We start from the raw sequence: 24,392 nt of genomic DNA, 5'->3' as shown, positions 1-24,392 counted from the left end.
GGGCGGCCCTCCCGTAGGCTCGGGGTGAACCCGGGAGGAGCACCGATGGACTTCATGAGCCGCAACGCGCGCTGGATCGCCCTGACGGCGGTGCTCGTGGTCATGGCCCCGTTCCTCGCATGGGGCCTGAACGCCCTGTTCGCGGTCGACACCTTCCTCGTGGCCGTGATCCTGCTGCTGGCCGTCGTGGTGGCCGTCGTGCTCCTGGCCCGGTCGCAGAACGACGAGGAGTGAACATGGCACGAAGGAGCCACCGCCTCTTCGCCCGCTGGTACCCCAAGGCCGCCGCGTCCATCGAGGACCGCGGCCTCGGCGAGCAGCGGGCGCGGCTCCTGGCAGGACTCAGCGGCAGGGTGCTCGAGGTCGGCAGCGGCCACGGCGCCAACTTCCCCCACTACCCGCCGGCCGTGACCGAACTGGTCGCGGTCGAACCCGAAGCGGCCCTGCGGGACCTCGCCCGCGAGCAGGCCGACGGCCTCGGCCTCGCGGCGACCGTCCTCGACGGACAGGCCGAGCGGCTCGCCTTCGAGAACGACTCCTTCGACGCGGTCGTCTCCACCCTCGTGCTGTGCTCGGTCGAGGACCAGGACCGCGCGCTCGCCGAGATCCACCGCGTCCTCAAACCCGGCGGGCGGCTCGTGCTCCTGGAGCACGTCGGCTCCGAGAACCGCAACCTCCGCGCCCTCGAATACCTCTTCGACGTCGTGATCTGGTCGCACGTCATGGGCGGCTGCCACACCTCCCGCGGCACCGGCGCGGCCCTGGCCGCCGCCGGCTTCGACACCGCGGGCCTCGAACCCCGCCGGCTCCCGTACCTGCCCTACCCCCTCAAGGCCAGTCCCCACCTGGCCGGCGAGGCCCGCAAACCCGCCTGACGCGAGCCGCGGACACGTTGCGCCGCAACGGGTCTCGTCGGCGCCGCCCGGAAATCCGGGACCGGTCCCGCCCGGGAGCTGCTATACAGGAGGCAGCCTCCCGAAAGGAGCGACGCGATGACGCACAAGCGCCTGCTCGGCGCGGCGGTCATCGCGGCGGTCGTGGTCGTGCTCGCGGTCGTCGCGGTGATCACCGTGATCGTCGAGGACTTCATCGACCCGCCGGACGCGCGGAGCCGCATGCGATCCCGATGCGGCTCCCGCTACACCCTCGCCTCCTGACCCCGGGCGGCCGCCCCTCGCCTCCGACGGCGGCCGCCCGGCGCGCCCTACTGCTCGATGCGCCCGTACGCCTGGAGCGTCCGCAGCCGCGCCAGTGTCAGGTAGCCGCCCCATTCGTGGGCGACGACGGGCGTCCACAGCTCGAAGTTCGGGGCCCAGCCGCCGTCCCCGCCCTGGGCGTCGATCACCCGGTCGAGGTGGAGGTTGAGCTCGTCGTCGCTGAACAGCCTGCGCGCCATGGCGTCAGGGCGCGGGGCGAGGTCGACGGGGGAGTGGACGTGCCCGGGGGCGTCCGGGTCGAGCGCGGCCGCGTCGCGCAGGGAGGCGCGCAGCCGCTGGAACTCGGCCTCGGCGCGCTCGCGGTCGGGGACGCGCTCGAGGAAGGTCAGGATGCACATCGCGTCGTACGCGCCGATCTCGCTGATCCCGGCGATCGCCTGCCAGCAGAACTCGGTCGCCGGACCGAGCCACGGGTGGTCGACGCCGTGCGCGTGGAGGAGCCCGGCGATGGGCGCGGTCGGGTTGAGCGCGGCCGGCGGCTTCTCGCCCTGCGGCTGCCACCACGGCGCGCGCTCGTCGTCGAGGACGCTCGGCAGCACCCACGGCACGCCGCCGTCCTCGGTGGCGTGCGCCTCGAGCCAGTCGCAGGCGCGCAGGAGCATCGGCTCGTCGGCGGCGGCGATGCCCTCGACCATCCACAGCGCGATCTCGGCGCCCTGCGGCTGGCTGCCCGAACCGCGCAGGTCCGGTTCGATCGCGTGGCCGAAGCCGCCGTCGAGGTTCTGGTAGGCGGCGACGGCGTTGCGCACCAGTTCCCCCGGGGCGCCGAGGAACGCGTGGGCGAACCGGAGCCGGTCGACGAGTCTGGCGTGGAGCTCCAGGTACCGTTCGGCGGCGGCGAACGCGTCCTCGGTGAGCGTCTTCATGCGGGTCCCCTTCGTCCGTTGCCCGGAACCGTACCGGCGGGGTCCGACAGCGGGGCGCGGCGGTGCGGGCGTCAGCCCGCGGCCCGCTCGAAGGCCGCGTAGACCTCGTCGTTGAACAGCACGAACCTGACGTCGTCCACTTCGGTCCCGTGCGCGCGCACCGCGTCCACCGCGATGCGCGCGGCCGATTCGGCAGGCCAGCCGTATACCCCCGCCGACACGGCAGGAAACGCCACCGACGCGGCCCCCAGCTCGGCGGCGACCCGCAGCGACTCGCGGTAGCAGGAGGCCAGGAGCGCGCTCCGGTCCTCGTCCCGGGACCAGACCGGGCCGACGGTGTGGATCACCCACCGCGCGTCCAACCGCCCCGCGGTCGTGGCGACGGCCTGCCCGGTCGGCAGGCCCTGCCGGTACTCGCCGGCCCGCAGCGCCCGGCACGCCTCCAGGATCGCGGGCCCGCCCGCCCGGTGGATCGCCCCGTCCACGCCGCCGCCGCCCAGGAGCGAGGAGTTCGCGGCGTTGACGATCGCGTCGACCCGCTGGCGGGTGATGTCCCCTCTGAGGATCGTGATGGCCATGCCCGCATTCAAGCACGCGCCGCGGCCGGCCCGCCGTCCCGGCCGAAACGCGGCCGCGGCCCCGCCCGCTCGGTAGCGTTCGAGGCCGGCGGGCCCGTTACGCAATCGTGACGCCCGCGGCGGCCCGCACCGAGTTGACGAAGCCACATGGAGCCATGTATAACCAAATGAATCCAATCGAAACGGAGGTGAAACAACATGTTCGCGGAAGAGCGCCAGCAGCGCATCGCCGAGCGCGCCCGCGCCGAGGGCCGCGTCGACGTCGCCGCCCTCGCCGCCGCCTTCGCGGTCACCACCGAGACCATCCGCCGCGACCTCACCGCCCTCGAACGCCAGGGCGTCGTCAAGAAGGTCCACGGCGGCGCGATCCCCCTCGAACGCCTCGGCTTCGAACCCACCGTCGCCGCCCGCGACACCGTCCAGACCGCCGCGAAGGAGCGCATCGCCGCCGCCGCCCTCAACGAGGTCCCCGCCGAAGGCGCGATCCTCCTCGACGCCGGCACCACCACCGCCCGCCTCGCCGAGATCCTCCCCGGCGACCGCGAACTCACCGTCGTCACCAACTCCGTCCTCATCGCCTCCCTCCTCGCCGCCAAACCCCGCCTCACCGTCCTCATCGTCGGCGGCAAGGTCCGCGGCCGCACCATGGCCGCCGTCGACGACTGGGCCCTGCGCGCCCTCGCCGACACCTACGTCGACGTCGCCTTCCTCGGCGCGAACGGCGTCAGCGCCGAACGCGGCCTCACCACCCCCGACACCGGCGAGGCCGCCGTCAAGCGCGCCATGATCGCCGCCGCCCGCAAATCCGTCGTCCTCGCCGACCACACCAAGGTCGGCAACGACTGCCTGGCCCGCTTCGGGACCCTCGACCAGGTCGACCTGTTCGTCACCGACACCGGCCTCGACACCGGGCTCACCGCCGACCTCGAGGCCGCCGACCTGAAAGTGGTGCGCGCATGATCGTCACGGTCACCGCCAACCCGAGCCTCGACCGCACCATCGCCGTCGACCGGCTCCGCCGCGGCGAGATCCACCGGGCCGCCTCCGACCGCGTCGACCCCGGCGGCAAGGGCGTCAACGTCTCCCGCGCCCTCGTCGCCAACGGCCACGCCACCCGCGCCGTCCTCACCACCGGCGGCCACGCCGGCACCGAACTCCTCGACCTCCTCGGCGAAGCCGGCGTCCCCGTCGAAGAGGTCCCCGTCTCCCAAGGCGTCCGCTCCAACCTCACCATCGCCGAAGCCGACGGCACCGTCACCAAACTCAACGAGTCCGGGCCCGCCCTGCGCCCCACCGAGATCGAAGAGCTCCTCGTCGCCGCCATCGCCCCCACCCTCGACCGGCCCGCCTCCTGGATCGCCGGCTGCGGCAGCCTCCCGCCCGGCGTCGGCCCCGACTTCTACGCCCTCCTCGTCGAACGCACCCGCAACGCCGGCGCCCGCGCCGCCGTCGACACCTCCGGCCCCGCCTTCGCCGAAAGCCTCCGCGCCCGCCCCGACCTCGTCAAACCCAACCGCGACGAACTCGCCGAAGCCGCCCGCACCCCCATCGCCACCCTCGGCGACGCCGTCCGCGCCGCCCAGGCGCTCCGCGACCAAGGCGCCTCCGCCGTCCTCGCCAGCCTCGGCGCCGACGGCGCGATCCTCGTCGACGCCGCCGGCGTCCACCACGCCCGCGCCCCCCTCGCCGGACCCGTCGCCAGCACCGTCGGCGCCGGCGACGCCGCCCTCGCCGGATTCCTCGCCGCCGGCGGCGCCGGCCCCGACGCCCTCGCCGCCGCCGTCGCCTGGGGCACCGCCGCCGTCGCCCTCCCCGGCTCGATCATGCCCGCCCCCGCCGACATCGACCTCGCCGCCGTCGAGGTCACCGCCGCCCCGGACCCCGACCTGGTCCTGCGCTGAACACGAGAAGGAGCACACCAATGTCCGATCTGATCACCGCCGACCTCGTCGACCTCGACCTCACCGGCGCCGACCGCCACGCGGCCACCGCCGCGCTGGCGGCCCGCCTGGCCGCCGCCGGGCGCGTCACCGACACCGAGGGCTTCCTCGCCGACGTGCGCGCCCGCGAAGAGCAGATGCCCACCGGCATCGAAGGCGGCATCGGCATCCCGCACGCCCGCAGCGCCCACGTCACCGCCCCCAGCCTCGCCTTCGGGCGCTCGGCCGCCGGCGTCGACTTCGGCGCCGACGACGGCCCCGCCGACCTCGTCTTCCTCATCGCCGCCCCCGCGGGCGGCGGCTCCGACCACATGACCATCCTCGCGTCCCTGGCGCGCAAACTCGTCCACCAGGACTTCAAGGCCGCACTGCGCGACGCGCCCGACGCCGCCGCGGCCGCCGCCCTCATCAACAGCGCCCTCGCATAGGCGCACAGCACGAAGAAGGTGCACGAACAATGAAGCTCGTAGCCGTCACCTCATGCCCCACGGGCATCGCCCACACCTACATGGCCGCCGAAGCGCTCGAACAGGCCGCCAAGGACGCCGGGCACGAGATCCACGTCGAGACGCAGGGCGCCGCCGGCGCCGAACCGCTCGACCCCGCCGTCATCGCCGCCGCCGACGCGGTCATCTTCGCCGCCGACGTCAACGTCCGCGAGAAGGACCGCTTCGCCGGTAAGCCGCTCGTCTCCGGCCCGGTCAAGCGCGGCATCAACCACGCCGCCGACATGGTCGCCGAAGCCGCCGCCAAGGCCGCGGAGGCGCCCGCGCCCGCCGCGGCCGCCGCCGCGCCCGCGGCCCCGGCCGGCCCGAAGCTCGGCCCCGGCGCGAAACTCCGCCTCTGGCTCATGACCGGCGTGTCCTACATGCTGCCGTTCGTCGCCGCCGGCGGCATCCTCATCGCCCTCGCGTTCGTCATCGGCGGCGCCGAGATCGCCAACGTCGTCAACGGCGGCACCTTCGAAGGCGTCACCTACGAGGCCATCGCCGACCCGACGCGCCTCCTCGCCGAGGCCGGGATCGCCGGCGTCATGTTCTACATCGGCGGGCTCGCGTTCTCCATGCTCGTGCCGATCCTCGCCGGGTTCATCGCCTTCGGCATGGCCGACCGCATGGGCATCGCGCCCGGCGTCGTCGGCGGCCTCATCGCCGTCGCCGTCGGCGCGGGCTTCCTCGGCGGCGTCGCCGCCGGCCTCATCGCCGGCGCGATCGTCATGGCGCTCAAGCTCGTCAAGGCCAACCAGGCGTTCTCCGGCATCATGCGGATCGTCATCGTCCCGCTGGTGAGCGTGTTCGCGACCGGGTTCACCATGCTCGTCCTCATCGGACGGCCCATCGCCGAGGCCCAGGCCTGGCTCACCGACTGGCTCGCCGGCCTCTCCGGCGTCGACGCGGTCCTCCTCGGCCTCCTCCTCGGCGCCATGATGGGCTTCGACCTCGGCGGCCCCGTCAACAAGGTCGCGTACCTGTTCGGCGTCGGCGCCCTCGCCTCCGGCGACCTCACCATCATGGCCGCCGTCATGGCCGCCGGCATGGTCCCGCCGCTCGGCCTCGCCCTCGCGACCGTGGTGCGCCCCCGCCTGTTCAGCCAGCCCGAACGCCAGTCCGGGAAGGCCGCCTGGCTCCTGGGCGCGTTCTTCATCAGCGAAGGCGCGATCCCGTTCGCCGCCGCCGACCCGCTGCGCGTCATCCCGTCCACCGTGATCGGCGGCGCCGCCGCCGGCGCGGTCTCGATGGCGTTCGGCTCGACCCTCCGCGCCCCGCACGGCGGCGTGTGGGTGCTGCCCCTCATCGGCAACCCGGGCGGCTTCGTCGTCGCCCTCCTCGCCGGCGCCGCCGCGACGTGCCTGTGCGCCGTCGTCCTCAAAACCGCCTGGAAGTCCAAGGCCGCCGCGGCCGCCGACGACCAGGCCCTGGTCACCATCTAGCCCACGGGGGAGCACATGTCTGAACGCACCGTCGTCATCGGATCGAAGGTGGGCCTGCACCTGCGCCCGGCCCGCCTCTTCGTCAAGGCCGCCAAGGAGCAGCCGGTCCCGGTCACCATCGGCCGGCCCGGCGAGGAGCCCGTCGACGCCGCCTCGATGCTCCTGGTCGTGAGCATCGGCGCCAAGTACGGCGACGAAGTCGTCCTCCGCGCCGAGGGCGAGGGCGCCGAGGCCGCCCTCGACGCCCTCGCGACCGTGCTCGCCACCGACCAGGACGCCGAGTAGGGGGCCCGCCGATGACCGCCGCAGAGATGACCGGCATCGGGGTCAGCCCGGGCGTCGCGTCCGCGCCCGCCGCCCGGCTCGCGCCCCCGCCCGCCCTGCCCGCCGACACCGGGCCCGAGGCCGACACCGGGGCCGCGCTCGCCTCGGCCACGGCCGCGCTCGCCGCGGTCGCCGCCGACCTGGAGGCCCGCGCCGAACGCGCCGACGGCCCGGCCGCCGAAGTCCTCTACGCGCAGGCCATGATCCCCGAGGACCCGGCCCTCGCCGACCGGATCGCCCAGGGCCTGGCCGAGGGCCGGTCCGCGCCGCACGCCCTCGCCGGCGCGTTCGACTCCTTCAAGGCGTCTCTGGAGGCCGCCGGCGGCTACCTCGCCGAACGCGCCGCCGACCTCGACGACCTCCGCGACCGGGCCGTCGCGGCCCTCCTCGGGCTCCCGATGCCCGGCCTCCCGGACCCGGGCCACCCGTACGTGCTCGTCGCCCGCGACCTCGCCCCGGCCGACACCGCCGCCCTCGACCCGTCCACCGTGGTCGCCGTGGTGACCGAGCAGGGCGGGCCGACCAGCCACACCGCGATCCTCGCGAAGTCCATGGGCCTGCCCGCGGTCGTCGCCTGCCCCGACGCCGCGGCCCTCGCCGACGGCGTCCCGGTCCTCGTCGACGGCCGCACCGGCCTCGTCGCGGTCGACCCCGGCCCCGAGCGGGTGCGGCGGGCCTTGGAGGGGGAGGCCCGCCGCACCGAAGCCCTCGCCGGCTCCCGCGGCCCCGGCCGCACCGCCGACGGCCACGCCGTCCAGCTCCTGGTCAACCTCGGCTCCCCGGCCGACCTCGACGCGGCCGCCGCCGCCGACTCCGAAGGCGTCGGCCTGTTCCGCACCGAGTTCCTGTTCCTCGACCGCGAGACCGCGCCGACCGTCGAGGAGCAGACCGCCGCCTACGCGCAGGTCTTCGCGGCCTTCCAGGGCCGCAAGGTCGTCGTGCGCACGCTCGACGCCGGCGCCGACAAGCCGCTCGCGTTCGCCGACCACGGCGACGAGCCCAACCCGGCGCTCGGCGTCCGCGGCATCCGCCTGGCCCGCACCGCCGCCGGCGCGGCCCTCCTCGACGACCAGCTCGCCGCCATCGGCGCCGCGGCCACCGCCGGCGACGCCGACGTGTGGGTCATGGCCCCCATGGTCGCGACCCAGGCCGAGGCCCGCGCGTTCGCCGCCCGCTGCCGCGACCACGGCCTCGACACCGCCGGCACCATGATCGAGGTCCCGGCCGCGGCCCTGCGCGCCGCCCGCATCCTCGACGACTGCGACTTCGCCAGCCTCGGCACCAACGACCTCGGCCAGTACGCGCTCGCGGCCGACCGCATGAACGGCGCCCTCGCCGACCTCCTCGACCCGTGGCAGCCCGCCCTCCTCGACCTCGTCAGCCTCGCCGCCGAGGCCGGCCGCGAGAGCGGCAAGCCCGTCGGCGTGTGCGGCGAGGCCGCCAGCGACCCGCTCCTCGCCTGCGTCCTCGTCGGCCTCGGCGTCACCAGCCTCTCCATGGCGCCCTCCGCGATCCCCGCGGTCCGCGCCGAACTCGCGTCCCGCACCCTCGACGAGTGCGCCGTCCTCGCCGCCGAGGCCCTCCACGCCGACGACGCCGCCGAGGCCCGCCGGAGGGCCGCCTGCTGAAACCAGTTGCGGCCGCACCCGCCCGTGCGGTGAGATCGCCCCTATGGCGACCGCACCCGACCTCCACCGCATCGACGCCGCGCTCCGCGAATGGCAGCGCGACGGCGCCCCGATGCAGCTCCACCCCGGCGACCTCGGCTGGTTCCACCGCTTCGGCGCCGACGCCGCCGCCGCGGCGGTCCGCACCTGGACCCGCGGCGGCCGCCTCCTCGCCGTCGGCCTCCTCGACGGCCCGGCCCTGCTGCGCCTGACGACCGCCCCCGACGCCCGCCGCGACCCCGAACTCGCGCACCGCATCGCCGACGACCTCGCGGACGTCCTGCCCGCCGGGGAGGCGAGCGTCGAGGCCCCGCGCGACTCCCTCCTCCACGACCTCCTCCCCGCCCGCGGCTGGACGCGCGGCGAGGCGTGGACGCCCCTGCACCGCGACCTCGCCGACCCGGTCGAGGACCCGGGCGTGCGCATCGAGACGATCGGCCCCGACCGGGCCGCGGTCCGCACCGCCGTCCACCGCGCCGCCTTCGACCGCTCCACGTTCACCGACGAGCGCTGGCACGCGATGGCGTCCGGCGCCGCCTACGCCGACGCGCGCTGCCTGGTCGCCTACGACGGCGACGACGTCCCGGTCGCGGCCGCGACGGTCTGGTCCGCGGGCCCCGGCCGCCCGGGGCTCCTGGAGCCGGTCGGCACGCACCGCGACCACCGCGGGCGCGGCCACGGCCGGGCGGTCGCGCTCGCCGCGGCCGCCGCGCTGCGGGACCTCGGCGCCTCGAGCGCCCTCGTGTGCACCCCGACCGCGAACGCGGCCGCCGTCGCCACCTACCGCGCCGCGGGCTTCACCGCCCGCCCCGAGGTCCGCGACCTCTGCCGCGCCTAGGGCCCCTGCGCATCAAACCGGTCGCTCCCGCTCGCCGCGTGATCGGCCCTCCGAACCCAACCCCGGTATTCGGAGAATCCTCCGCCTGCGAGCGCGCGGACTCGGACACCGCCGCTCCCTGATCCCGCAGGACAGGCCCTACGGCAGCGCCCGGGTGAGCCAGACGATATCGCCGCGGTCGTCGGCGGTGACGCGGTCGCGCTCGAAACCGAGCTTGTCGAGCACCCGGAACGACGCGGTGTTCCAGGCGCGCACGGTCGACCAGAGCCGGGTGCGGCCGGTGTCCGCGGCGGCGGCGAGGACGGCGCGGGCCGCCTCGGTGGCGTAGCCGTTCCCGTGGACGCGCGCGAACAGCTCGTAGGCGATCTCGGGCTCCTCGACCGTGGCGCGCCCGACGGTGAGGCCGCAGTAGCCGATCACGTCGCCTTCGGTCCGGCGCGTCACCGGCAGGAGCGCGATCCCGGTCGCCTCGGCGGCGGCGATCGCGCCGGCGACGACCGCCCGGGCCTCCGCGACCGTGGGCCGTCCGTCGCCGCGCTCGGCGTGGAGGTCCCGGAGCGCCTCGGCGTCCGAGAGCGCCCACGGCCGCAGGACCAGCCGCTCGGTCCGCAGGTGGAAGCGCATGGGGGAGAACCGGGTCACGGGGCCGCCGCTCCTCCGCCGCGCCGCACCAAGCGCGCATGGATGCCGGCGGCGAGCTGCTCGGGGGAGCGATCGCTCGTGTCGAGGTGCACCGCGCCGACACCGTCGGCCGCGAGGCGGACCGCCTCGGCCTGCGCCGCCGCCACCGCCCGGTCGAGGTCGGCGCCGGCGAGGCCCCGGAGCTCGTCGCCGGGCAGTTCGACGCCGATGCCCTTGCTGCGCATGAGGACCCGTTCGGCGAGCACGTCGGGCCGGGCGTCGAGGCGCACCACCAGGGGATCGCAGTCGGGGACCGCGTCGAGGTAGCGGCGCATGTCCGCCGGGCCGCCGCCGCTGCCGGAGACGACGAGGACCCGCGACCCGGCGGCGCGGTGGGACCGCCACAGCGCCCCGAAGTTCCGGGCCCGCAGCAGGTGCCCGCCGGGGTCGCCGGGGGCCTCGGGGCGGGCCCAGCCGACCTGGGCGAGGTCGATGTACGCCGCCCGCTCCCCGGCGGCCAGGAGCGCCAGGAACACCGGGAACGCCACTGTGGACTTCCCGACGCCGGTCGCGCCGCACACCCACAGCAGCGGGACGCGCTCGCCCGCGATCGGTTCCGGCGCGGGGAACCGGCGCGGCGGCCACGGCCCCGCCCCGGCGGCGGGCCGCCCGACGCGGTCGAGGACCAGTCGCGCGACCTCGTCCACGGTGCGGCCGCCGGTGTCGACGCGGTGCTCGGTGAGCGGGGCGCGGTCGAACGCGGCCGCGAGCGCGGCCGCGGGCTCGACCAGGTCCGCCGAGCCGCGGCCGATGAGCCGGGCCTGGCGCTCCGCCGCGTCCACGGTCAGCTCCACGACCGTCATGGCCGCGCCGGGGACCTGCGCGGCGAAGTCGGCGACGGTCGCGGCCGTCCCGACGCCCCCGGCGGCCACGACGCACTGGACGCCCGCGGCCCGGTACCCGGCCCAGAGCGCCCCGAGGCCGCGGGCCTTGACGTGCTCGTTGTCCCGGTCCCCGGGCGGGGCGGGATAGGCCATGCCGACCTGGTCGCCGTCGACGAACGCGGCCCGCACGCCCGCCGCGGCGAGCTCCCGGAAGACCGCCCACCCGGTCGCGGTCTTGCCCGAACCGGCGGCGCCGATGAGCCACAGCAGCGCAGTGGTGTCCATGCGGCGAGCCTAAAGCCGCCGTCAACGGCTTTCCGGGCCCCGCCGCCGCGGACCCGGGGCGGCGCGGACTTAGGCTGCGGTCATGCCGAACTCCTCGTACCTGTGCGCCACCGGCCTGCGGACCCTCTACCCCTCCACGACCGACGCGGGCTTCGCGCCGGCGACCGGCGTCGTCGCCTACGACGTCCGCTGCGTCCCGCTCCTGTGGCTCGCCCTGTTCCGCCCCGCCGACCTCGTCACCCAGACCATCGTGGTCGAGGACGACCCCGACGAGGTCTTCTACGAGTTCGGGCCCGACGGCGACCTCGTCGAAGTCGAGCCCGGCGAGGACGACGACGATGAGGACGACGACGAGGACGTCGTGGAGGCCACCGCGCCGCTGGCCCCCAAGGACCGCGCGCTCGCCCAGCTCGACGCCGCCGTCCCCGTCCTCAACCGGATCTTCGCGGCCGAGGGCCCCCTGGACGGGCACGCCGCGATGCTGCGCGCGGCGGTCGCCGCCGCACCCGGCGTGTACGTCACGGTCGAGCTCGACGAGATCGAGGGCCTGTGGGAGCCGGGCACGTTCCAGCCGGCGCTGCGCGAGGCGCTGGCGTGCCTGGACGGCGGCGCGGCGGCGGGGCGCGCGCACCTGGCGGCGATCTCGCAATTGCGCGAAGGCCGGCCGTTCCCGCCCGCGCGGATGCTGCTGGACGGCGGGGACGGGTTCGAGGACGACGACCACTGGAACTTCGTGCGCCTGCTGGGCGCGAACTTCAGCGCCGCCGTCCCCTGGGAGCCGTAGGCCGCTACCAGCGGTGGTGGACCTGGGGCCGGATCAGGTCGTCGTAGACGGCGCGGACCTCGGCGTGGAGGTCCTCGCCGAGGGGCGGGAAGGCGGCCGCGGCGGCGTTCGCGCGGGCCTGCTCGGCGTTGCGCGCGCCGGGGATGACGACGGTGACGCCGGGCTGGTCGAGGATCCAGCGGAGCGCGAACTGGGCCATGGTCATGCCGGCGGGCACGAGGGGCCGCAGCCGCTCGACCGCGGCGAGGCCGGTGGCGTAGTCGACGCCCGCGAACGTCTCGCCGACGTCGAAGGCCTCGCCCTGCCGGTTGTAGTTGCGGTGGTCGTCGGGCGCGAACTCGGTCTCGGCGGTGTACTTGCCGGAGAGCAGCCCGGAGGCGAGCGGGACGCGCGCGATGACGCCGACGCCGGCGTCGGCGGCGGCCGGGAGGACGCGCTCGAGGGGCTTCTGCCGGAACGGGTTCAGGATGATCTGCACCGTCGCGACGCCGGGCCGGGCGATGGCGGCGAGGGCCTCCTCGCACGTCTCGACGCTGACGCCGTAGTGGGCGATGCGCCCGTCGGCGACCATCGCGTCGAGGACGGCGAAGACCTCGTCGTCGCCGTACACGCTCGTGGGCGGGCAGTGCAGCTGCACCAGGTCGAGCGGGGTCATGTCGAGGCGCGAGCGCGAGTCGTCGTTCCAGGACAGGAAGTGCGGCTCGCTGTAGTTCGCGTGGACCTGCTCGGCGCGCCGGCCCATCTTCGTCGCCACGAACACGCCCGGGCGGCGCTTGCGGAACGCGCCGACGATCCGCTCGGAGCGGCCGTCGCCGTAGACGTCGGCGGTGTCGTAGAACGTGACGCCCGCGCCGGCGGCGGCCTCCAGGGCCGCTTCGGCGTCGTCCTCGGAGACCTCGCTCCAGTCGGCGCCGATCTGCCAGGCGCCGAACCCGACGACGCCGACGCTCGCGCCGGTCCTGCCCAGTACGCGCTCTTCCATGCCGTCCACCCCTCGTTGTCGCACGCCGCCGGCGCGGCGAGACCGCTCCAGAGCATATCGGGCCGAAGCGACATTCACGGCCGTCACTGCGCGAACAAGCGGCGACCCCTTCATCTAACCCATTTACAAAGTGGCGTCCCGCGTCGTAGCATTCAGCCATGAAGTCCACCTCGCGCGACATCCGCCTGCGCAACTGCTTCGCAGTGCTGCGGCACCTCATCGCGGACGCGCCGACCTCCCGCCAGATCCTCGCCCGCGAGACCGACCTCTCCGTCGCCACGGTCTCCAACCTGGTCACCGACCTGATCGAGCTCGGCGTCGTGGTCGAGGTGGGCCGCGAGGACTCCGGCGGCGGACGCCCCCGGGCGCTCCTCGCCCCGAACGCCGGCGGCGGCGTCATGATCGGCGTCGACGTCGCCGAGACCTACGTCCAGCTCGAAGTCTACGACCTCGCCCTCACCGTGGTCGACCGGGCCGACGAGCGCATGGAGGCCAGCGAGAACAGCCCCGACCAGGTCATCGGCCACATCGCCGCCGCCATGGACCAGGTCCGCTCCCGCCTCGGCGACCGCGCCATCCTCGGCGTCGGCGTCAGCCTCCCCGGCCAGGTCGACGTCACCTGGGGCGTCTCCGGCTTCGCCCCCAACTGGAACTGGCACGACGTCCCCTTCCGCCAGCTCCTCACCGAGCGCCTCCGCCTCGACGTCCCCGTCTACCTCGACAACCCCCTCAAGACCATCACCGTCGGCGAGCTGTGGTTCGGCGACGGCCGCGGCGTCGACCGCCTCGCCGTCCTCATCCTCGGCACCGGCGTCGGCGCCGGCCTCGCCTTCGGCGGCCAGCTCTACCGCGGCGCCACCAACTCCGCGGGGGAGTGGGGCCACACCACCATCAACCCCGCCGGACCCCAATGCCGCTGCGGCGCCAAAGGATGCATCGAAGCGTACGTCGGCGCGCCCGCCATCCTGTGGCAGTGGGCCCAGCTCGACGGCCGCGCCGCCGCCGGCTCCCAGACCGAGGCCATGGCCGCCCTCGCCGCCGCCTGGAAGGCCGGCGAGCCCTCCGCCGTCCGCACCGTCGAGACCGTCGCCGAATCCCTCGCCGCCGGCGTCGCCAACCTCCTCAACCTCGTCAACCCCGACCTCGTCGTCTTCGACGGCTGGGTCACCGCCGCCCTCGGCGACGCCCTCATCCCCGAGTTCGAGCGCCGCCTCGGCGACCACGCCATGGAGGCCCCCCTCAAGGCCGCCCGCCTCAAACGGAACACCGAGGAGCGCAACATGGTCGCGCTCGGCGCCGCCGCGCTCGCCCTCGAAGGCCACCTCAACCGCCTGAACACCGTCGGGTCCCGCAGCCGCCGCTGACCGGACCCGCAGCGCCCCACCCGAATACGGGGCGGACGCGGCCCAGCCGCCACCGCCGCCACCAGCGCCCCACGCGCCACCGCCGCCGGGGCGCTCCCGGCGCTGCACGCAGCGACGACACCCCTCCACCAGAAGCGAGCGCCCCCAAGGGAACCGCGCGCAAATCGTTACCCCGAGCCTTACTACAACCCATTGACAAAGTGAGCGACGCTAGCAACACTGGGAGGCGAATCGGCGCATGTCGATTCTCCGCTGCGGCGACGACCATGACCCGGAGTCGCGCGGGAGCCCTTCCGACCTCTCAACGTAGCGAGGAGCTAGCAATGGCCCCCAACCACAACCGACCCACCACGCAGCAGACGCTCGCCGGACTGGCCCTCAACCGCCGCCGCATGCTCGCCCTCGGCGGCCTCGCCGCCGGCGCCGGCGCACTCGGCGCCTGCGGCTCCAACACCGGCCGCGGCGGCGACGGCGACGGCGTCAACCTCTACCAGTGGTACCACCAGTACGGCGAGGCCGGCACCCAGCAGGCCGCCGAGAAGTACGCCGCCGCATACGAAGACGCCACCGTCACCATCAACTGGGTACCCGGCGACTACGACACCGCCCTCTCCTCCGGACTCCTCGCCGACAAACCCGGCGACTACCCCGACGTCTTCGAGAGCCACCTCAACCGCTCCATGGTCGACTCCGGCCAGATCGTCCCCCTCGACGACCTGTTCGAAGGCGTCCTCGACGACTTCACCGAGATCGACGTCAAACGCAACTCCATCGACGGCAAGATCTACGGCATCCAGATGATCGACGACCCCCAGTTCCTCTACTACCGGCCGTCCCTCTTCGCCGACGCCGGCATCACCGAACCGGCCACCTTCGACGACCTCATGGCCGCCGCCGCCGCACTCACCACCCCCGACGTCAAGGGCCTCTTCCTCGGCAACGACGACTCCGCCACCAAACTCTTCCAACCCATCGTCTTCTCCGCCGGCCAGACCCTCCTCACCGACGACAACCAGATCGGCTTCGACAAGGACACCGTCATCGCCGGCGCCCTCAAGGTCAAAGCCCTCCACGAGACCGACTCGCTCCTCATCGGCGCCCCCACCGAAGCCTGGGACCCCTCCTCGATCATCCAGGGCCTCTGCGCCATCCAGTGGTGCGGCCTCTGGGCCCTCCCCCAGATCATCGAGACCTACGGCGACGACATCGCCGTCATGCCCCTCCCCGGCTTCGACGGCGGCGCCCCCACCGTCTACAACGGCGGCTGGTCCACCTTCGTCAACGCCAAGTCCGAACACGTCGACGAGGCCAAGGCCTTCGCCAAATGGCTCTGGATCGACAACGAGGAGTACATCCAGGACTGGTGCCTCTCCTACGGCTTCCACATCCCGCCCCGCAAGTCCATGGCCGCCAACGCCGACGCCCTCGCCGAAGGCCCCGCCGCCACCGCCGTCCAGATCTCACAGGAATACGGCTGGGGCGACAACCCCAACTGGACCCCCACCATGGAGACCGCCGTCGACGACATGATGAACCGCATCGTCCTCGAAGGCGCCGACCCCTCGGCCGAATTCGACACGGCCGCCCAGACCATCCAGTCCGAGCTCGACACCATCTTCGGCTGATCGGGGAAATCGTGGCCGTCTCCACCGAGACCGCCGCGCCCTTGGCGGGCACCGGGGCCAGCACACCCCGGTCCCGCCGTCGCAAGGGCGGCTGGCGGACCGCACTCACCTTCTGGTACTTCGTCGGGCCCTTCTTCATCGGCCTGATCGTCTTCACCGTCATCCCCGTGTTCTGGAGCGCCTACCTCTCCTTCTTCGAGGCGCGCAACACCGTCACACCCCTCCCCGAGGACTTCATCGGCTTCCAGAACTACACCGCGATGCTCCAGGACGCCGCCTTCACCGACGCCCTCCTCACCTTCACCGTCTTCGCGGCCTTCATCGTCCCCCTCACCTTCGCCGCCTCCCTCGGCCTCGCCCTCCTCCTCGACCGCGTCCGCATCATGCGCGCCTTCTTCCGATCCGTCTTCTTCCTGCCCTTCGCCTGCTCCTACGTCGTCGCGGCCCTCGTCTGGAAGATGTCGATCTTCAGCGGCGTCCGCTACGGCCTCGCCAACACCGTCCTCGGCCTCTTCGGCATCGAGGACACCGCCTGGCTCTTCGACCCCAGCCCGCCCTGGTACTGGCTCGTCATCGTCACCCTCCGCCTCTGGATCCAATGCGGCTTCTACATGATCCTGTTCATCGCCGCACTCCGCCAGATCCCCGAGCACCTGTACGAGGCCGCCTACGTCGACGGCGCCAAACCCGGCCTCCAGACCTTCTGGCACATCACCCTGCCGCAGCTCCGCGCCACCTCGGTCGCCGTCCTCATGCTCATCCTCATCGCCGCCTACCAGGCGTTCGACGAGTTCGTGCTCCTCATCGGCAACCAGGCCTACGCCAGGCCGCCACTCGTCTACCTCTACTACAACACCCTCGGCATGGTCCAAGACCTCGGCCGCGGCTCGGCCGGCTCGCTCATCCTCGCGCTCATCATCGCGATCGTGACCGTCCTCCAAGGCAGGTTCTTCGGCTTCGGGAACAAGGAGAGCTGAGCATGTCACTCGACTCGCAGCGCAGCACCCCCGTCGGCTTCCGCCCCGGAATCGGCGCCCGCGTCTCCCGCGCCGCCGCCCTCGCCGTCCTCATCGGACTCGCGGTGCTCTTCCTCATCCCGTTCTACCTGATCCTGCGCAACGCGCTGGCGACCGACGCCGAGATCACGGCGCCGGGCTGGATGTGGTTCTCGCCGGACCCGGCCTGGGACAACTTCTCGCGGCTGTTCGACGACCCGTCGGTGCCGATGGCGCGCTCGCTCCTGAACTCGCTCATCGTCGCGGTCCTCACCACGGTCGGCACGCTGTTCCTGTGCACGACAGCGGGGTACGGGCTGGCGCGCGTCCCGTGGCGGCACGCGAACAAGGTGTTCTACGTGGTGCTGGCGACGCTGATGATCCCCGGCGCGATCACGTTCGTGCCGAGCTTCGTGATGGTCTCGAGCCTGGGCTGGCTCTCGGACTACCGGGGCCTGATCATCCCGGGCCTGTTCAGCGGGTTCGCGGCGTTCCTGTGCCGCCAGTACTTCCTCGGGTTCCCGAAGGAGCTGGAGGAGGCCGCGCGGGTGGACGGGCTGAGCCACTGGGGCGCGTTCTGGCGCATCGTCATCCCGAACTCGGGGAACTTCCTCGCCGCGATCGCGGTGATCACGTTCGTGGGGGCCTGGAACTCGTTCCTGTGGCCGCTGGTGATCGGCCGGTCGCCGGAGTCGTGGACCGTGCAGGTGGCGCTGTCGACGTTCCTGACCGCGCAGACGGTCAGCCTCTCGCAGTTGTTCGCCGCGGCTTTGGTAGCGATTCTCCCATTGGTGTTCGTGTTCCTGTTCTTGCAGCGTTTCATGGTCCAAGGGGTGGCCCAAACCGGACTAAAGGGCTGAGCGAACAGGGGCACCTTCCTCCATACAAGACAAACGAACATGCTAACGTGAGCTGCACTTCGGTCAGCGAGCCCAACCGGCTGCGGGATTCGTCCCGCAGCCGTGCGTTTTGACCGCACCCGTTTCCCCTTACCGCAAGGAGTCATGCCCCCATGCCCGAACTGAAGACCCGCGGCCCGTTCGCCGTCTGGATTCTCAACCTCCCGACGCTCGGCATCTACTACTTCGTGTGGTTCGCGAAGATCACCGCCGAGGTGAAGGCCGTGAACCCGAACGGCGAGAAGAACGTCAACCCGGCCAACATGGTCTGGTCGCTCCTCATCGGCGCCCTGACCCTGTTCATCTGGCCGATCGTCAACTGGTTCAAGTTCTGCGCCTCGATCCGCGCCGAGCAGGAGGCCGCCGGCCTCACCCCCACCTTCTCGACCGGCCTCGCCACCCTGTTCGTGTTCCTCGCGAGCACCCACGTCTGCTACGTCCAGTCGCAGCAGAACCTGGTCGTGGCCGCCGTCAAGGCCCGCCAGCCCGTCGCGGCCTAAGGACCCGGTCGGACCCGTCCGGCCGGTCCCGAGCCAGTCGATTCCCGAGCCCCCGGCCGCAGGGCCGGGGGCTTCGCCGTGCACCGGCGCCATGTGACATGTGATGTACCACCGGTATCACGGGCCCCCCGTCGCAACCCTGCCCCAGGGGTCCGACAAGGGGCAGATACATGAGTGCGCTTCGGTTCTCGCCGGGGAGCGGCGGCGGCGCGATCCGGATGGGGATCTCGCGGGGGTGCGGTCCGGGCGGGATCTCGCGGGGGTGCGGTTCGGCGCCCGTGCGGCCGCGACCCGCTACGCTTGCCGTCGTGGACCTGACCGAATACGTGCCCGTCGTCCCCGACTTCCCCGAACCCGGGGTCGGATTCCGCGACATCACGCCGCTGCTGGCGACCCCCGAGGCGTTCCGCGCTTCGATCGACCGCCTCCAGGAGGCGGTGGAGGCGCACCCGTACGACTCGATCGCGGCGTTCGACGCCCGCGGCTTCCTGTGGGCCGCCCCGCTCGCCGACCGCACCGGCAAGCCGCTCCTGCCGATTCGCAAGGCCGGCAAGCTGCCCCGCGAGGCCGCCGTCGAGTCCTACCGCGGCGAGTACGCGGAGGTCCGCGTCGAGCTCCACGCCGACGCCGTCAAGGACGGCGACCGGGTCCTCCTCGTCGACGACGTCATCGCCACCGGCGAGTCCATGGCCGCCGGCGTGCGCCTCGTCGAGGGCCTCGGCGGCACCGTCGCCGCCTGCGCCGCCCTCCTCGAGATCGCCTCCCTCTCCGGCCGCGACCGCCTCGACGGCTACCCCGTGGTCTCCCTCCTTGGCAAGCTCTGACCGCCACCCCGCACCGCACTCGGCTCCCGGCAAGCTTTGACCGCCACGCCGAGCCGTACCCGGCTCCCGGCAAGCTTTGACCGCCACTCCGCACCGCACCCGACTCCTCGGCAGGCGCTGACCTCCGCGCCGTACCTCCCATCCGGTCCAAGCGCGGCCCTCCGCCGCGGAAGGCCGCCGCGGCGGCTACCGGGAGACCACTGGAGACCGGCGCCCCCACCGCCGGCCGAAACGAGAACGCGCGCAACACTCATGTTGCGCGCGGCTGTCGTACCCCTAGGGCAGGGTTGCGACGGGGGGCCCGTGATACCGGTGGCACATCACATGTCACACGGCACCCGGACCCGAGTCCCGCTCAGCCCACCAACTTCTCGATGTTCGCCGGGTCGGCCAGGGCCGAGCCCATGCCGATCACCGATGCGCCGGCCCCGCGGTACGCCTCGACCTCGTCCGGGCCCACCCCGCCGGTCGCCACGAACTTCACGTCCGGGAACGGACCGGCCATCGCCTTGAACCAGTCCTTGCCCAGCGACGACGCCGGGAAGACCTTCACCCACGTGCAGCCCAGCTCCCGCGCGAGACCGACCTCGCTCGCCGTCGCCACGCCCGGCAGGTGCGGCAGGCCCGCCGCGTGCGACGCGGCCAGCACCGCCGGGTTCAGGCCCGGCGCGATCGTGTACGCCGCGCCGGCCGCGGCCGCGCGCTCCACGTGCCCGACCGACACCACCGTGCCCGCACCGACGAGGTGCCCGCGCGGCTCCGCGGCCCGCACCGCCGCCGCGAGCGCCTCCTCCTGCCCCGGCTGCCCGATCGGCACCTCCACCAGGTCCACCCCGGCGTCCCACAGCCGCTCCGAGAGCGCCACGGTCTCACCGGCGGGCAGGCCCCGCCAGATCGCCATGACGCGCTGCCCGGCGAAGAGGCGGTCGAAGAATGCGCCTTGGTCAAGGGTCACTGGTCCTCCAGAATGGCTCGAACGGTCTCAGGGGACGGCGGGGGCGCGAGGTCCCCGACGGTCTGGAGGGCCCCGGCGGCCAGCCGGTGGCCCAAGCGCATCGACGCCGCGGCGGACGCCCCGCGCAGGCGCCCGAACAGGAACCCGGCCGCGAACGCGTCCCCGGCGCCCACCGGCTCGACCACGTCGACCGGCTCCGCGGGGGAGTAGTGCCGCGCCTCGCCCTCGAACGCGGTGACGCCGTTCCCACCGTCCTTGACGACGAGCACGCCCGCGCCCGGCACGCGCTCGCGCACGTCCTCCGCGGTCTTCACGCCCCACAGGGTCTGTGCCTCGTCCAGACCCACGAACGCGATGTCCGCCGCGCCCGCCAGCCGCGCCAGCACCGGCCCGGCCTTCTCGACCGGCCACAGCGCCGGCCGGTAGTTCACGTCGAAGCTCACGGCCGCCGGGGCCAGCGCCCGCTCCACCAGCAGCTCCTCGACCAGCGCCGCGCACGAGGCCGACAGCGCCGGCGTGATCCCCGACAGGTGCACGATCCGCGGGGCCGCGGTCCCCGCGAGCTCCCCGGGCCCCATCGCCGAGGCCGCCGAGCCGCGCCGGTAGTAGTGGACGACCGTGCCCTCGGGGCCCGGGTCCTTGAAGTACACGCCCGTCGGCCGCCCCGGGTCGGTCGCGACCCCGCCGCAGTCGACGCCCGCGGCCTCCAGTACGTCGCGGATGCGCTGTCCGAACGGGTCGTCGCCGACCCGGCCGCGCCAGGTGGCGCGCGCGCCCAGCCGCGCCAGCGCGACGGCGACGTTCGACTCCGCGCCGGCCACGCCGACGTGCAGCTCCGCGGCCGTGCGCAGGGGTCCGGCGGTCGTGGGCGCGAACACGCACATCGACTCGCCCAGGCACAGGACGTCCAACAGGGGCTCCCTTCGTCCGCGGCCCGCCGCGGTCGGGGTCGGGGGACCGCCTCAGCCTACCCATTGGAAAGCGCATTCTCAAAGGGGCGGTCGGACCGCGCCCCGCGTAGACTGAAGCGGACGGCTCTCGCGATGGGGGCGACCATGATCGACGTGCGCCTGCTCAAGCTCTTCGCCTGGGCCATCGGGGTCCTCCTGCTGCTCTGGATGCTCACCGAGTGCCTCGGCGGCTCCGACGAGGCCGACCCCCGCAACCAGGACCTCGAACGCGACACCGAGCGCTACGCCGCCGACTGCGACCGCGCCTGGCAGGCCCTCGACCTCGTCGGGCAGGCCGACGGCGCCAGCCTCGACGAGGTCGTCGACCAGATGGAGGCCCTCGGCACCGAGATCCAGGACCCCGCCCTCAAGACCCTCGCCGCCGCCTACGCCCTCGACGTCCAGGACCTCGTCGCCGGCACCGACCCCGCCGACCTCGACCGGGCCCGCGCCGAGTACCAGGACACCGCCGCGTTCAACCTCGCGCTCCGCTGCCCGATCGACTGACGCCGCCACCCCGCCCGGTATTGACAGTGTTCGAAATTATCGCTAACTTCTACACGTTCGAACATCCTTCTGCCCGAAGGATGCCGACTCGACCTCAATGTGGAGGGCCGCGGCCCCGGCGCGCCGGCGCCGCCCGCCCGGCGACGCCCGCCCTCCCGACGGACCTTGCTCTGGGGTTGACGGGGCGGGCCCGACCGGAGCCGCCGCCGCGGGCGACCGCGGCCGGCAGCATGACGGACGGACCCGCCCCGTTCCTGCCGTGAACCACCCAAACACCCACATAACGGTTCGCGCGTTTGGGATCAGGCCCGCGCTTGTGGCAAAATGGCACGTCTGCCTTCCCACCGTAGGAGCCTCGTTGCCACCCAGCGAACTGCACGCCACCTTCCTGCCCGACCACGCCTCCCCGGCCGACGGGCGGCTCCTGTTCTACGGCGGCGCGCGACCCGAGGCCGCGGTGGCCGAACTCGGACTGCCCCCCGGCGACCCCGTCGAAGCCGACCTGTACCTCGCGGGCGAACTCACCACGGTCGAAGGCGTCGCCACCCCCGTCCGCCCCGTCCTCCCCGCCCTCACCCGCATCGCCTCCCGCCCCGACATCACCGAATCGGTCGCGATCTGGGCCCGCATCGCGAACGCCGTCGACGACGACAAGTTCGACGACCTCGACCGCATCGCCGGCGAACTCCCCGCCGAAGGCCACGCCGCCCCCCACTCCGAAGGCCACGTCTGGACCGCGAAGGCCCTCGTCGGCGCCTTCGTCGAGTCCTACACCGAGCTCCTCCGCTCCGACTCCGGCCTCAACCTCCGCCTCATCACCGCCCAGCACGCCGACCCCGGCGAGGTCCGCGTCAACGCCGACCTCCGCCGCTACCAGTCCCACGGCATCGCCTGGCTCGAAGCCGCCGCCGACGGCGGCGCCGGCGTCATCCTCGCCGACGACATGGGCCTCGGCAAGACCCTCCAGTCCATCGGCCTCCTCGTCCGCCGCGCCGGCCTCGCCCCCCACCTCGTCGTCTGCCCCACCTCCCTCGTCGGCAACTGGCAGCGCGAGATCGCCCGCTTCGCCCCCCAGCTCACCGTCCACCTCCACCACGGCCCCGCCCGCACCAAGTCCGCCGCGCCCCTCACGGACGCCGACGTCGTCGTCACCTCCTACTCGATCGCCCTGCGCGACATCAAACTCCTCCGCGCCATCGGCTGGGACACCATCGTCATCGACGAGGCCCAGGCCATCAAGAACCACCGCTCCCGCACCGCCGGCGCCGTCCGCGACCTCACCGGCCGCGTCCGCATCGCCCTCACCGGCACCCCCGTCGAGAACCACCTCGCCGAACTCTGGTCCATCTCCGAGTTCGTCAACCCCGGCCTCCTCGGCATCCAGGCCGACTTCAAACGCCGCTTCGCCGACCCCATCGAGATCGGCCGCGACCCCGTCGCCGCCGCCACCCTCCGCGCCCGCATCGACCCCGTCGTCCTCCGCCGCATGAAAGAGGACGTCGCCGCCGACCTGCCCCCCAAGATCGAGTCCGTCGTCGCCTGCACCATGACCGACGAGCAGGCCGGCCTCTACCGCGAAGCCATCCGCGAGGCGTTCGACGAAGGACTCGGCGACGGCATCACCCGCCGCGGCCGCGTCCTCAAACTCCTCACCCGCCTCAAGCAGATCTGCAACCACCCCGCCCAGTACGTCGGCGTCGGCGACGGCACCCTTGCCGAACGCTCCGGCAAACTCGACCGCGTCACCGAGATGCTCACCGAAGTCGTCGAGGAAGGCGACAAGACCCTAATCTTCACCCAGTACCGGCAGATGGGCGAACTCCTCTCCCGCCACCTCGAAGCCGAACTCGGCGTCGCCGCCCCCTTCCTCCACGGCGGCCTCGACCAGCCCGCCCGCGACCGCCTCGTCGACGAGTTCCAGACCGGCGAAGGGCCCGCGATCCTCCTCGTCTCCCTCCGCGCCGGCGGCACCGGCCTCAACCTCACCGGCGCCTCCCACGTCGTCCACTACGACCGCTGGTGGAACCCCGCCGTCGAAGACCAGGCCACCGACCGCGCCCACCGCATCGGCCAGACCCAGACCGTCCACGTCCACAAGCTCGTCACCGCCGGCTCCCTCGAAGAGCGCGTCGACGAGCTCCTCGCCCGCAAACGCGCCATCGCCGAGGCCGTCGTCGGCTCCGGCGAGGACTGGCTCGGCGAACTCGACGACTCCCAGCTGCGCAAACTCATCGAACTCGACGACGACGGAGGCCACCTGTGAGCGACCCGTACGGCCGGACCTGGTGGGGCCGCAAATGGTGGCGCGCCCTCGAGACCATCGGCCTGAACTACCCCGACCAGCGCATCGTCAAAGGCCGCGCCCTCGCCGGACACGGCGCCGTCACCGGCCTCGCGATCGAGCCCGGCCTCGTCTCCGGCACCGTCTCCGACGGCACCGGCACCCACGAGGCCTCCATCGCCATCCCCGTCTACAACGCCTCCGCCTGGGCCGCCGGCATGACCGCCCTGTCCCTCTCGCCCTCCTGCGTCGCCGGCCTCCTCGCCGGACGCCTGCCCAAACGCATCGACGACGTCCTCGCCGACGCCGGCATGCGCCTGCTCCCCAAGAAGTTCGTCACCGAGGAGCACAACCGCATCACCACCTCCTGCGGCTGCGCCGACTCCCGCGAGGTCTGCGCCCACATCATGGCGCTGGCCCTGGTCAGCGCCGCCAGGATGGACGACGACCCGTGGCTGGTCCTCCTCGTCCGCGGCGGCCCCACCCGCGACCTCGCCGGCCGCCTCCGCGCCGCCCGCCTCGCGAGCATGGAGGCCGCGCAGCCCGCCGCCTGAGCCCCGGGCGCCCGCCGAGGCC

At 73.5% G+C, this 24,392-nt stretch carries 25 protein-coding genes and 1 pseudogene; 19 read left to right on the top strand and 7 right to left on the bottom strand.

Annotated features, from left to right (window positions below; all coding sequences use genetic code 11):
* Nucleotides 1-45: 45 nt before the first annotated feature.
* From EIW28_RS24315 to EIW28_RS24310, 3 genes are all read left to right on the top strand, one after another.
* Nucleotides 46-234: a hypothetical protein gene (locus EIW28_RS24315; RefSeq protein ID WP_158630441.1), complete on the top strand. Its 189-nt coding sequence runs from the start codon at nucleotides 46-48 to the stop codon at nucleotides 232-234.
* Nucleotides 235-236: 2 nt separating this feature from the next.
* Nucleotides 237-875: a class I SAM-dependent methyltransferase gene (locus EIW28_RS17165; protein WP_158630440.1), complete on the top strand. Its 639-nt coding sequence runs from the start codon at nucleotides 237-239 to the stop codon at nucleotides 873-875.
* A 117-nt stretch (nucleotides 876-992) separates the two neighbouring features.
* On the top strand, nucleotides 993-1,157 hold the full coding sequence (locus EIW28_RS24310) for a hypothetical protein (protein ID WP_158630439.1): 165 nt from the start codon (nucleotides 993-995) through the stop codon (nucleotides 1,155-1,157).
* A 47-nt stretch (nucleotides 1,158-1,204) separates the two neighbouring features.
* Here the strand turns inward: EIW28_RS24310 and EIW28_RS17160 are convergent, their stop codons facing one another.
* Both EIW28_RS17160 and EIW28_RS17155 read right to left on the bottom strand, forming a co-directional pair.
* Nucleotides 1,205-2,083: a hypothetical protein gene (locus EIW28_RS17160; RefSeq protein WP_125248902.1), complete on the bottom strand. Its 879-nt coding sequence runs from the start codon at nucleotides 2,081-2,083 to the stop codon at nucleotides 1,205-1,207.
* Nucleotides 2,084-2,154: 71 nt separating this feature from the next.
* Entirely contained in the window at nucleotides 2,155-2,661 is a 507-nt protein-coding gene (locus EIW28_RS17155) for an O-acetyl-ADP-ribose deacetylase (protein WP_125248901.1), read from the bottom strand.
* A gap of 198 nt (nucleotides 2,662-2,859) precedes the next feature.
* Between EIW28_RS17155 and EIW28_RS17150 the strand changes: the two genes are divergently transcribed.
* From EIW28_RS17150 to EIW28_RS17120, 6 genes and pseudogenes are all read left to right on the top strand, one after another.
* A complete protein-coding gene (locus tag EIW28_RS17150) occupies nucleotides 2,860-3,621 on the top strand; it encodes a DeoR/GlpR family DNA-binding transcription regulator (RefSeq protein ID WP_125248900.1) in 762 nt (253 codons plus the stop codon).
* Nucleotides 3,618-4,562, top strand: a complete 945-nt coding sequence (gene pfkB, locus EIW28_RS17145; RefSeq protein WP_125248899.1) for a 1-phosphofructokinase — start codon at nucleotides 3,618-3,620, stop codon at nucleotides 4,560-4,562. The genes EIW28_RS17150 and pfkB overlap by 4 nt, the downstream gene beginning before the upstream one ends.
* Before the next feature lie 20 nt (nucleotides 4,563-4,582).
* Nucleotides 4,583-6,531 (top strand): annotated as a pseudogene (locus tag EIW28_RS17135) (PTS fructose transporter subunit IIABC).
* Nucleotides 6,532-6,546: 15 nt separating this feature from the next.
* Nucleotides 6,547-6,816: an HPr family phosphocarrier protein gene (locus tag EIW28_RS17130; RefSeq protein ID WP_125248896.1), complete on the top strand. Its 270-nt coding sequence runs from the start codon at nucleotides 6,547-6,549 to the stop codon at nucleotides 6,814-6,816.
* A gap of 11 nt (nucleotides 6,817-6,827) precedes the next feature.
* Nucleotides 6,828-8,483 (top strand): phosphoenolpyruvate--protein phosphotransferase, encoded by a 1,656-nt coding sequence (ptsP, locus tag EIW28_RS17125; RefSeq protein ID WP_125248895.1) that lies wholly within the window; start codon nucleotides 6,828-6,830, stop codon nucleotides 8,481-8,483.
* Between the two features lie 43 nt (nucleotides 8,484-8,526).
* Nucleotides 8,527-9,360: a GNAT family N-acetyltransferase gene (locus EIW28_RS17120; RefSeq protein ID WP_125248894.1), complete on the top strand. Its 834-nt coding sequence runs from the start codon at nucleotides 8,527-8,529 to the stop codon at nucleotides 9,358-9,360.
* A 138-nt stretch (nucleotides 9,361-9,498) separates the two neighbouring features.
* Here the strand turns inward: EIW28_RS17120 and EIW28_RS17115 are convergent, their stop codons facing one another.
* A complete protein-coding gene (locus tag EIW28_RS17115; RefSeq protein WP_408612227.1) occupies nucleotides 9,499-9,984 on the bottom strand; it encodes a GNAT family N-acetyltransferase in 486 nt (161 codons plus the stop codon).
* Nucleotides 9,985-9,998: 14 nt separating this feature from the next.
* Nucleotides 9,999-11,150, bottom strand: a complete 1,152-nt coding sequence (locus tag EIW28_RS17110; protein WP_125248892.1) for a hypothetical protein — start codon at nucleotides 11,148-11,150, stop codon at nucleotides 9,999-10,001.
* Between the two features lie 82 nt (nucleotides 11,151-11,232).
* On the opposite strand from EIW28_RS17110, the gene EIW28_RS17105 reads away from it, so the two are divergent.
* The gene (locus EIW28_RS17105) at nucleotides 11,233-11,934 is read left to right on the top strand and encodes a hypothetical protein (RefSeq protein WP_125248891.1); all 702 of its coding nucleotides are present in this window, start codon (nucleotides 11,233-11,235) and stop codon (nucleotides 11,932-11,934) included.
* 4 nt (nucleotides 11,935-11,938) lie between these two features.
* On the opposite strand, the gene EIW28_RS17100 is transcribed toward EIW28_RS17105, so the two are convergent.
* Complete coding sequence (locus EIW28_RS17100; protein ID WP_125248890.1) at nucleotides 11,939-12,916, bottom strand: aldo/keto reductase; 978 nt, start codon at nucleotides 12,914-12,916, stop codon at nucleotides 11,939-11,941.
* 158 nt (nucleotides 12,917-13,074) lie between these two features.
* Between EIW28_RS17100 and EIW28_RS17095 the strand changes: the two genes are divergently transcribed.
* From EIW28_RS17095 to EIW28_RS17070, 6 genes are all read left to right on the top strand, one after another.
* Nucleotides 13,075-14,280 carry an ROK family transcriptional regulator gene (locus EIW28_RS17095; protein WP_125248889.1) on the top strand — a complete coding sequence of 402 codons (1,206 nt, stop codon included), beginning with the start codon at nucleotides 13,075-13,077 and terminating at the stop codon, nucleotides 14,278-14,280.
* A 323-nt stretch (nucleotides 14,281-14,603) separates the two neighbouring features.
* A complete protein-coding gene (locus EIW28_RS25095; RefSeq protein ID WP_125248888.1) occupies nucleotides 14,604-15,905 on the top strand; it encodes an ABC transporter substrate-binding protein in 1,302 nt (433 codons plus the stop codon).
* A gap of 11 nt (nucleotides 15,906-15,916) precedes the next feature.
* Nucleotides 15,917-16,882, top strand: a complete 966-nt coding sequence (locus EIW28_RS17085) for a carbohydrate ABC transporter permease (RefSeq protein WP_125248887.1) — start codon at nucleotides 15,917-15,919, stop codon at nucleotides 16,880-16,882.
* 2 nt (nucleotides 16,883-16,884) lie between these two features.
* Nucleotides 16,885-17,760 (top strand): carbohydrate ABC transporter permease, encoded by an 876-nt coding sequence (locus EIW28_RS17080; protein WP_125248886.1) that lies wholly within the window; start codon nucleotides 16,885-16,887, stop codon nucleotides 17,758-17,760.
* Between the two features lie 152 nt (nucleotides 17,761-17,912).
* Nucleotides 17,913-18,299 carry a DUF4234 domain-containing protein gene (locus tag EIW28_RS17075; RefSeq protein WP_125248885.1) on the top strand — a complete coding sequence of 129 codons (387 nt, stop codon included), beginning with the start codon at nucleotides 17,913-17,915 and terminating at the stop codon, nucleotides 18,297-18,299.
* Between the two features lie 308 nt (nucleotides 18,300-18,607).
* A complete protein-coding gene (locus tag EIW28_RS17070) occupies nucleotides 18,608-19,123 on the top strand; it encodes an adenine phosphoribosyltransferase (RefSeq protein ID WP_125248884.1) in 516 nt (171 codons plus the stop codon).
* A 355-nt stretch (nucleotides 19,124-19,478) separates the two neighbouring features.
* Here EIW28_RS17070 and EIW28_RS17065 read toward each other — a convergent pair whose 3' ends face one another.
* Nucleotides 19,479-20,078 carry a bifunctional 4-hydroxy-2-oxoglutarate aldolase/2-dehydro-3-deoxy-phosphogluconate aldolase gene (locus tag EIW28_RS17065; RefSeq protein WP_232014018.1) on the bottom strand — a complete coding sequence of 200 codons (600 nt, stop codon included), beginning with the start codon at nucleotides 20,076-20,078 and terminating at the stop codon, nucleotides 19,479-19,481.
* Entirely contained in the window at nucleotides 20,075-20,989 is a 915-nt protein-coding gene (locus EIW28_RS17060) for a sugar kinase (protein WP_197717333.1), read from the bottom strand. The genes EIW28_RS17065 and EIW28_RS17060 overlap by 4 nt, the downstream gene beginning before the upstream one ends.
* 144 nt (nucleotides 20,990-21,133) lie before the next feature.
* Between EIW28_RS17060 and EIW28_RS24305 the strand changes: the two genes are divergently transcribed.
* The 3 genes from EIW28_RS24305 (at nucleotide 21,134) to EIW28_RS24300 (ending at nucleotide 24,370) form a co-directional block, all read left to right on the top strand.
* Nucleotides 21,134-21,535, top strand: a complete 402-nt coding sequence (locus EIW28_RS24305) for a hypothetical protein (protein WP_158630438.1) — start codon at nucleotides 21,134-21,136, stop codon at nucleotides 21,533-21,535.
* A 358-nt stretch (nucleotides 21,536-21,893) separates the two neighbouring features.
* Nucleotides 21,894-23,798 (top strand): DEAD/DEAH box helicase, encoded by a 1,905-nt coding sequence (locus EIW28_RS17050; RefSeq protein ID WP_197717332.1) that lies wholly within the window; start codon nucleotides 21,894-21,896, stop codon nucleotides 23,796-23,798.
* Nucleotides 23,795-24,370 carry an SWIM zinc finger family protein gene (locus tag EIW28_RS24300; RefSeq protein WP_158630437.1) on the top strand — a complete coding sequence of 192 codons (576 nt, stop codon included), beginning with the start codon at nucleotides 23,795-23,797 and terminating at the stop codon, nucleotides 24,368-24,370. Before EIW28_RS17050 ends, EIW28_RS24300 begins: the two co-directional genes overlap by 4 nt.
* Nucleotides 24,371-24,392 lie beyond the last annotated feature (22 nt).

The organism is Glycomyces terrestris, from assembly GCF_003933745.1.
GTDB classification, from domain to species: Bacteria; Actinomycetota; Actinomycetes; order Mycobacteriales; family Micromonosporaceae; genus Glycomyces; species Glycomyces terrestris.
The sequence above is the reverse complement of the archived record's forward strand: the minus strand, read 5'-3'. Positions and strand labels throughout refer to the sequence as shown.

What these genes read in the sequence shown, in the direction of transcription:
- EIW28_RS17150 (WP_125248900.1), top strand. Translation starts at nt 2,860, where the DNA reads ATGTTCGCGGAAGAGCGCCAGCAGCGCATCGCCGAGCGCGCCCGCGCC.
- EIW28_RS17080 (WP_125248886.1), top strand. Translation starts at nt 16,885, where the DNA reads ATGTCACTCGACTCGCAGCGCAGCACCCCCGTCGGCTTCCGCCCCGGA.
- EIW28_RS24310 (WP_158630439.1), top strand. Translation starts at nt 993, where the DNA reads ATGACGCACAAGCGCCTGCTCGGCGCGGCGGTCATCGCGGCGGTCGTG.
- EIW28_RS17100 (WP_125248890.1), bottom strand. Translation starts at nt 12,916, where the DNA reads ATGGAAGAGCGCGTACTGGGCAGGACCGGCGCGAGCGTCGGCGTCGTC.
- EIW28_RS17105 (WP_125248891.1), top strand. Translation starts at nt 11,233, where the DNA reads ATGCCGAACTCCTCGTACCTGTGCGCCACCGGCCTGCGGACCCTCTAC.
- EIW28_RS17095 (WP_125248889.1), top strand. Translation starts at nt 13,075, where the DNA reads ATGAAGTCCACCTCGCGCGACATCCGCCTGCGCAACTGCTTCGCAGTG.
- EIW28_RS17160 (WP_125248902.1), bottom strand. Translation starts at nt 2,083, where the DNA reads ATGAAGACGCTCACCGAGGACGCGTTCGCCGCCGCCGAACGGTACCTG.
- EIW28_RS17155 (WP_125248901.1), bottom strand. Translation starts at nt 2,661, where the DNA reads ATGGCCATCACGATCCTCAGAGGGGACATCACCCGCCAGCGGGTCGAC.
- EIW28_RS17110 (WP_125248892.1), bottom strand. Translation starts at nt 11,150, where the DNA reads ATGGACACCACTGCGCTGCTGTGGCTCATCGGCGCCGCCGGTTCGGGC.
- EIW28_RS24305 (WP_158630438.1), top strand. Translation starts at nt 21,134, where the DNA reads ATGATCGACGTGCGCCTGCTCAAGCTCTTCGCCTGGGCCATCGGGGTC.
- EIW28_RS25095 (WP_125248888.1), top strand. Translation starts at nt 14,604, where the DNA reads ATGGCCCCCAACCACAACCGACCCACCACGCAGCAGACGCTCGCCGGA.
- ptsP (WP_125248895.1), top strand. Translation starts at nt 6,828, where the DNA reads ATGACCGCCGCAGAGATGACCGGCATCGGGGTCAGCCCGGGCGTCGCG.
- EIW28_RS17130 (WP_125248896.1), top strand. Translation starts at nt 6,547, where the DNA reads ATGTCTGAACGCACCGTCGTCATCGGATCGAAGGTGGGCCTGCACCTG.
- EIW28_RS17115 (WP_408612227.1), bottom strand. Translation starts at nt 9,984, where the DNA reads ATGCGCTTCCACCTGCGGACCGAGCGGCTGGTCCTGCGGCCGTGGGCG.
- EIW28_RS17165 (WP_158630440.1), top strand. Translation starts at nt 237, where the DNA reads ATGGCACGAAGGAGCCACCGCCTCTTCGCCCGCTGGTACCCCAAGGCC.
- EIW28_RS17120 (WP_125248894.1), top strand. Translation starts at nt 8,527, where the DNA reads ATGGCGACCGCACCCGACCTCCACCGCATCGACGCCGCGCTCCGCGAA.
- pfkB (WP_125248899.1), top strand. Translation starts at nt 3,618, where the DNA reads ATGATCGTCACGGTCACCGCCAACCCGAGCCTCGACCGCACCATCGCC.
- EIW28_RS17075 (WP_125248885.1), top strand. Translation starts at nt 17,913, where the DNA reads ATGCCCGAACTGAAGACCCGCGGCCCGTTCGCCGTCTGGATTCTCAAC.
- EIW28_RS24315 (WP_158630441.1), top strand. Translation starts at nt 46, where the DNA reads ATGGACTTCATGAGCCGCAACGCGCGCTGGATCGCCCTGACGGCGGTG.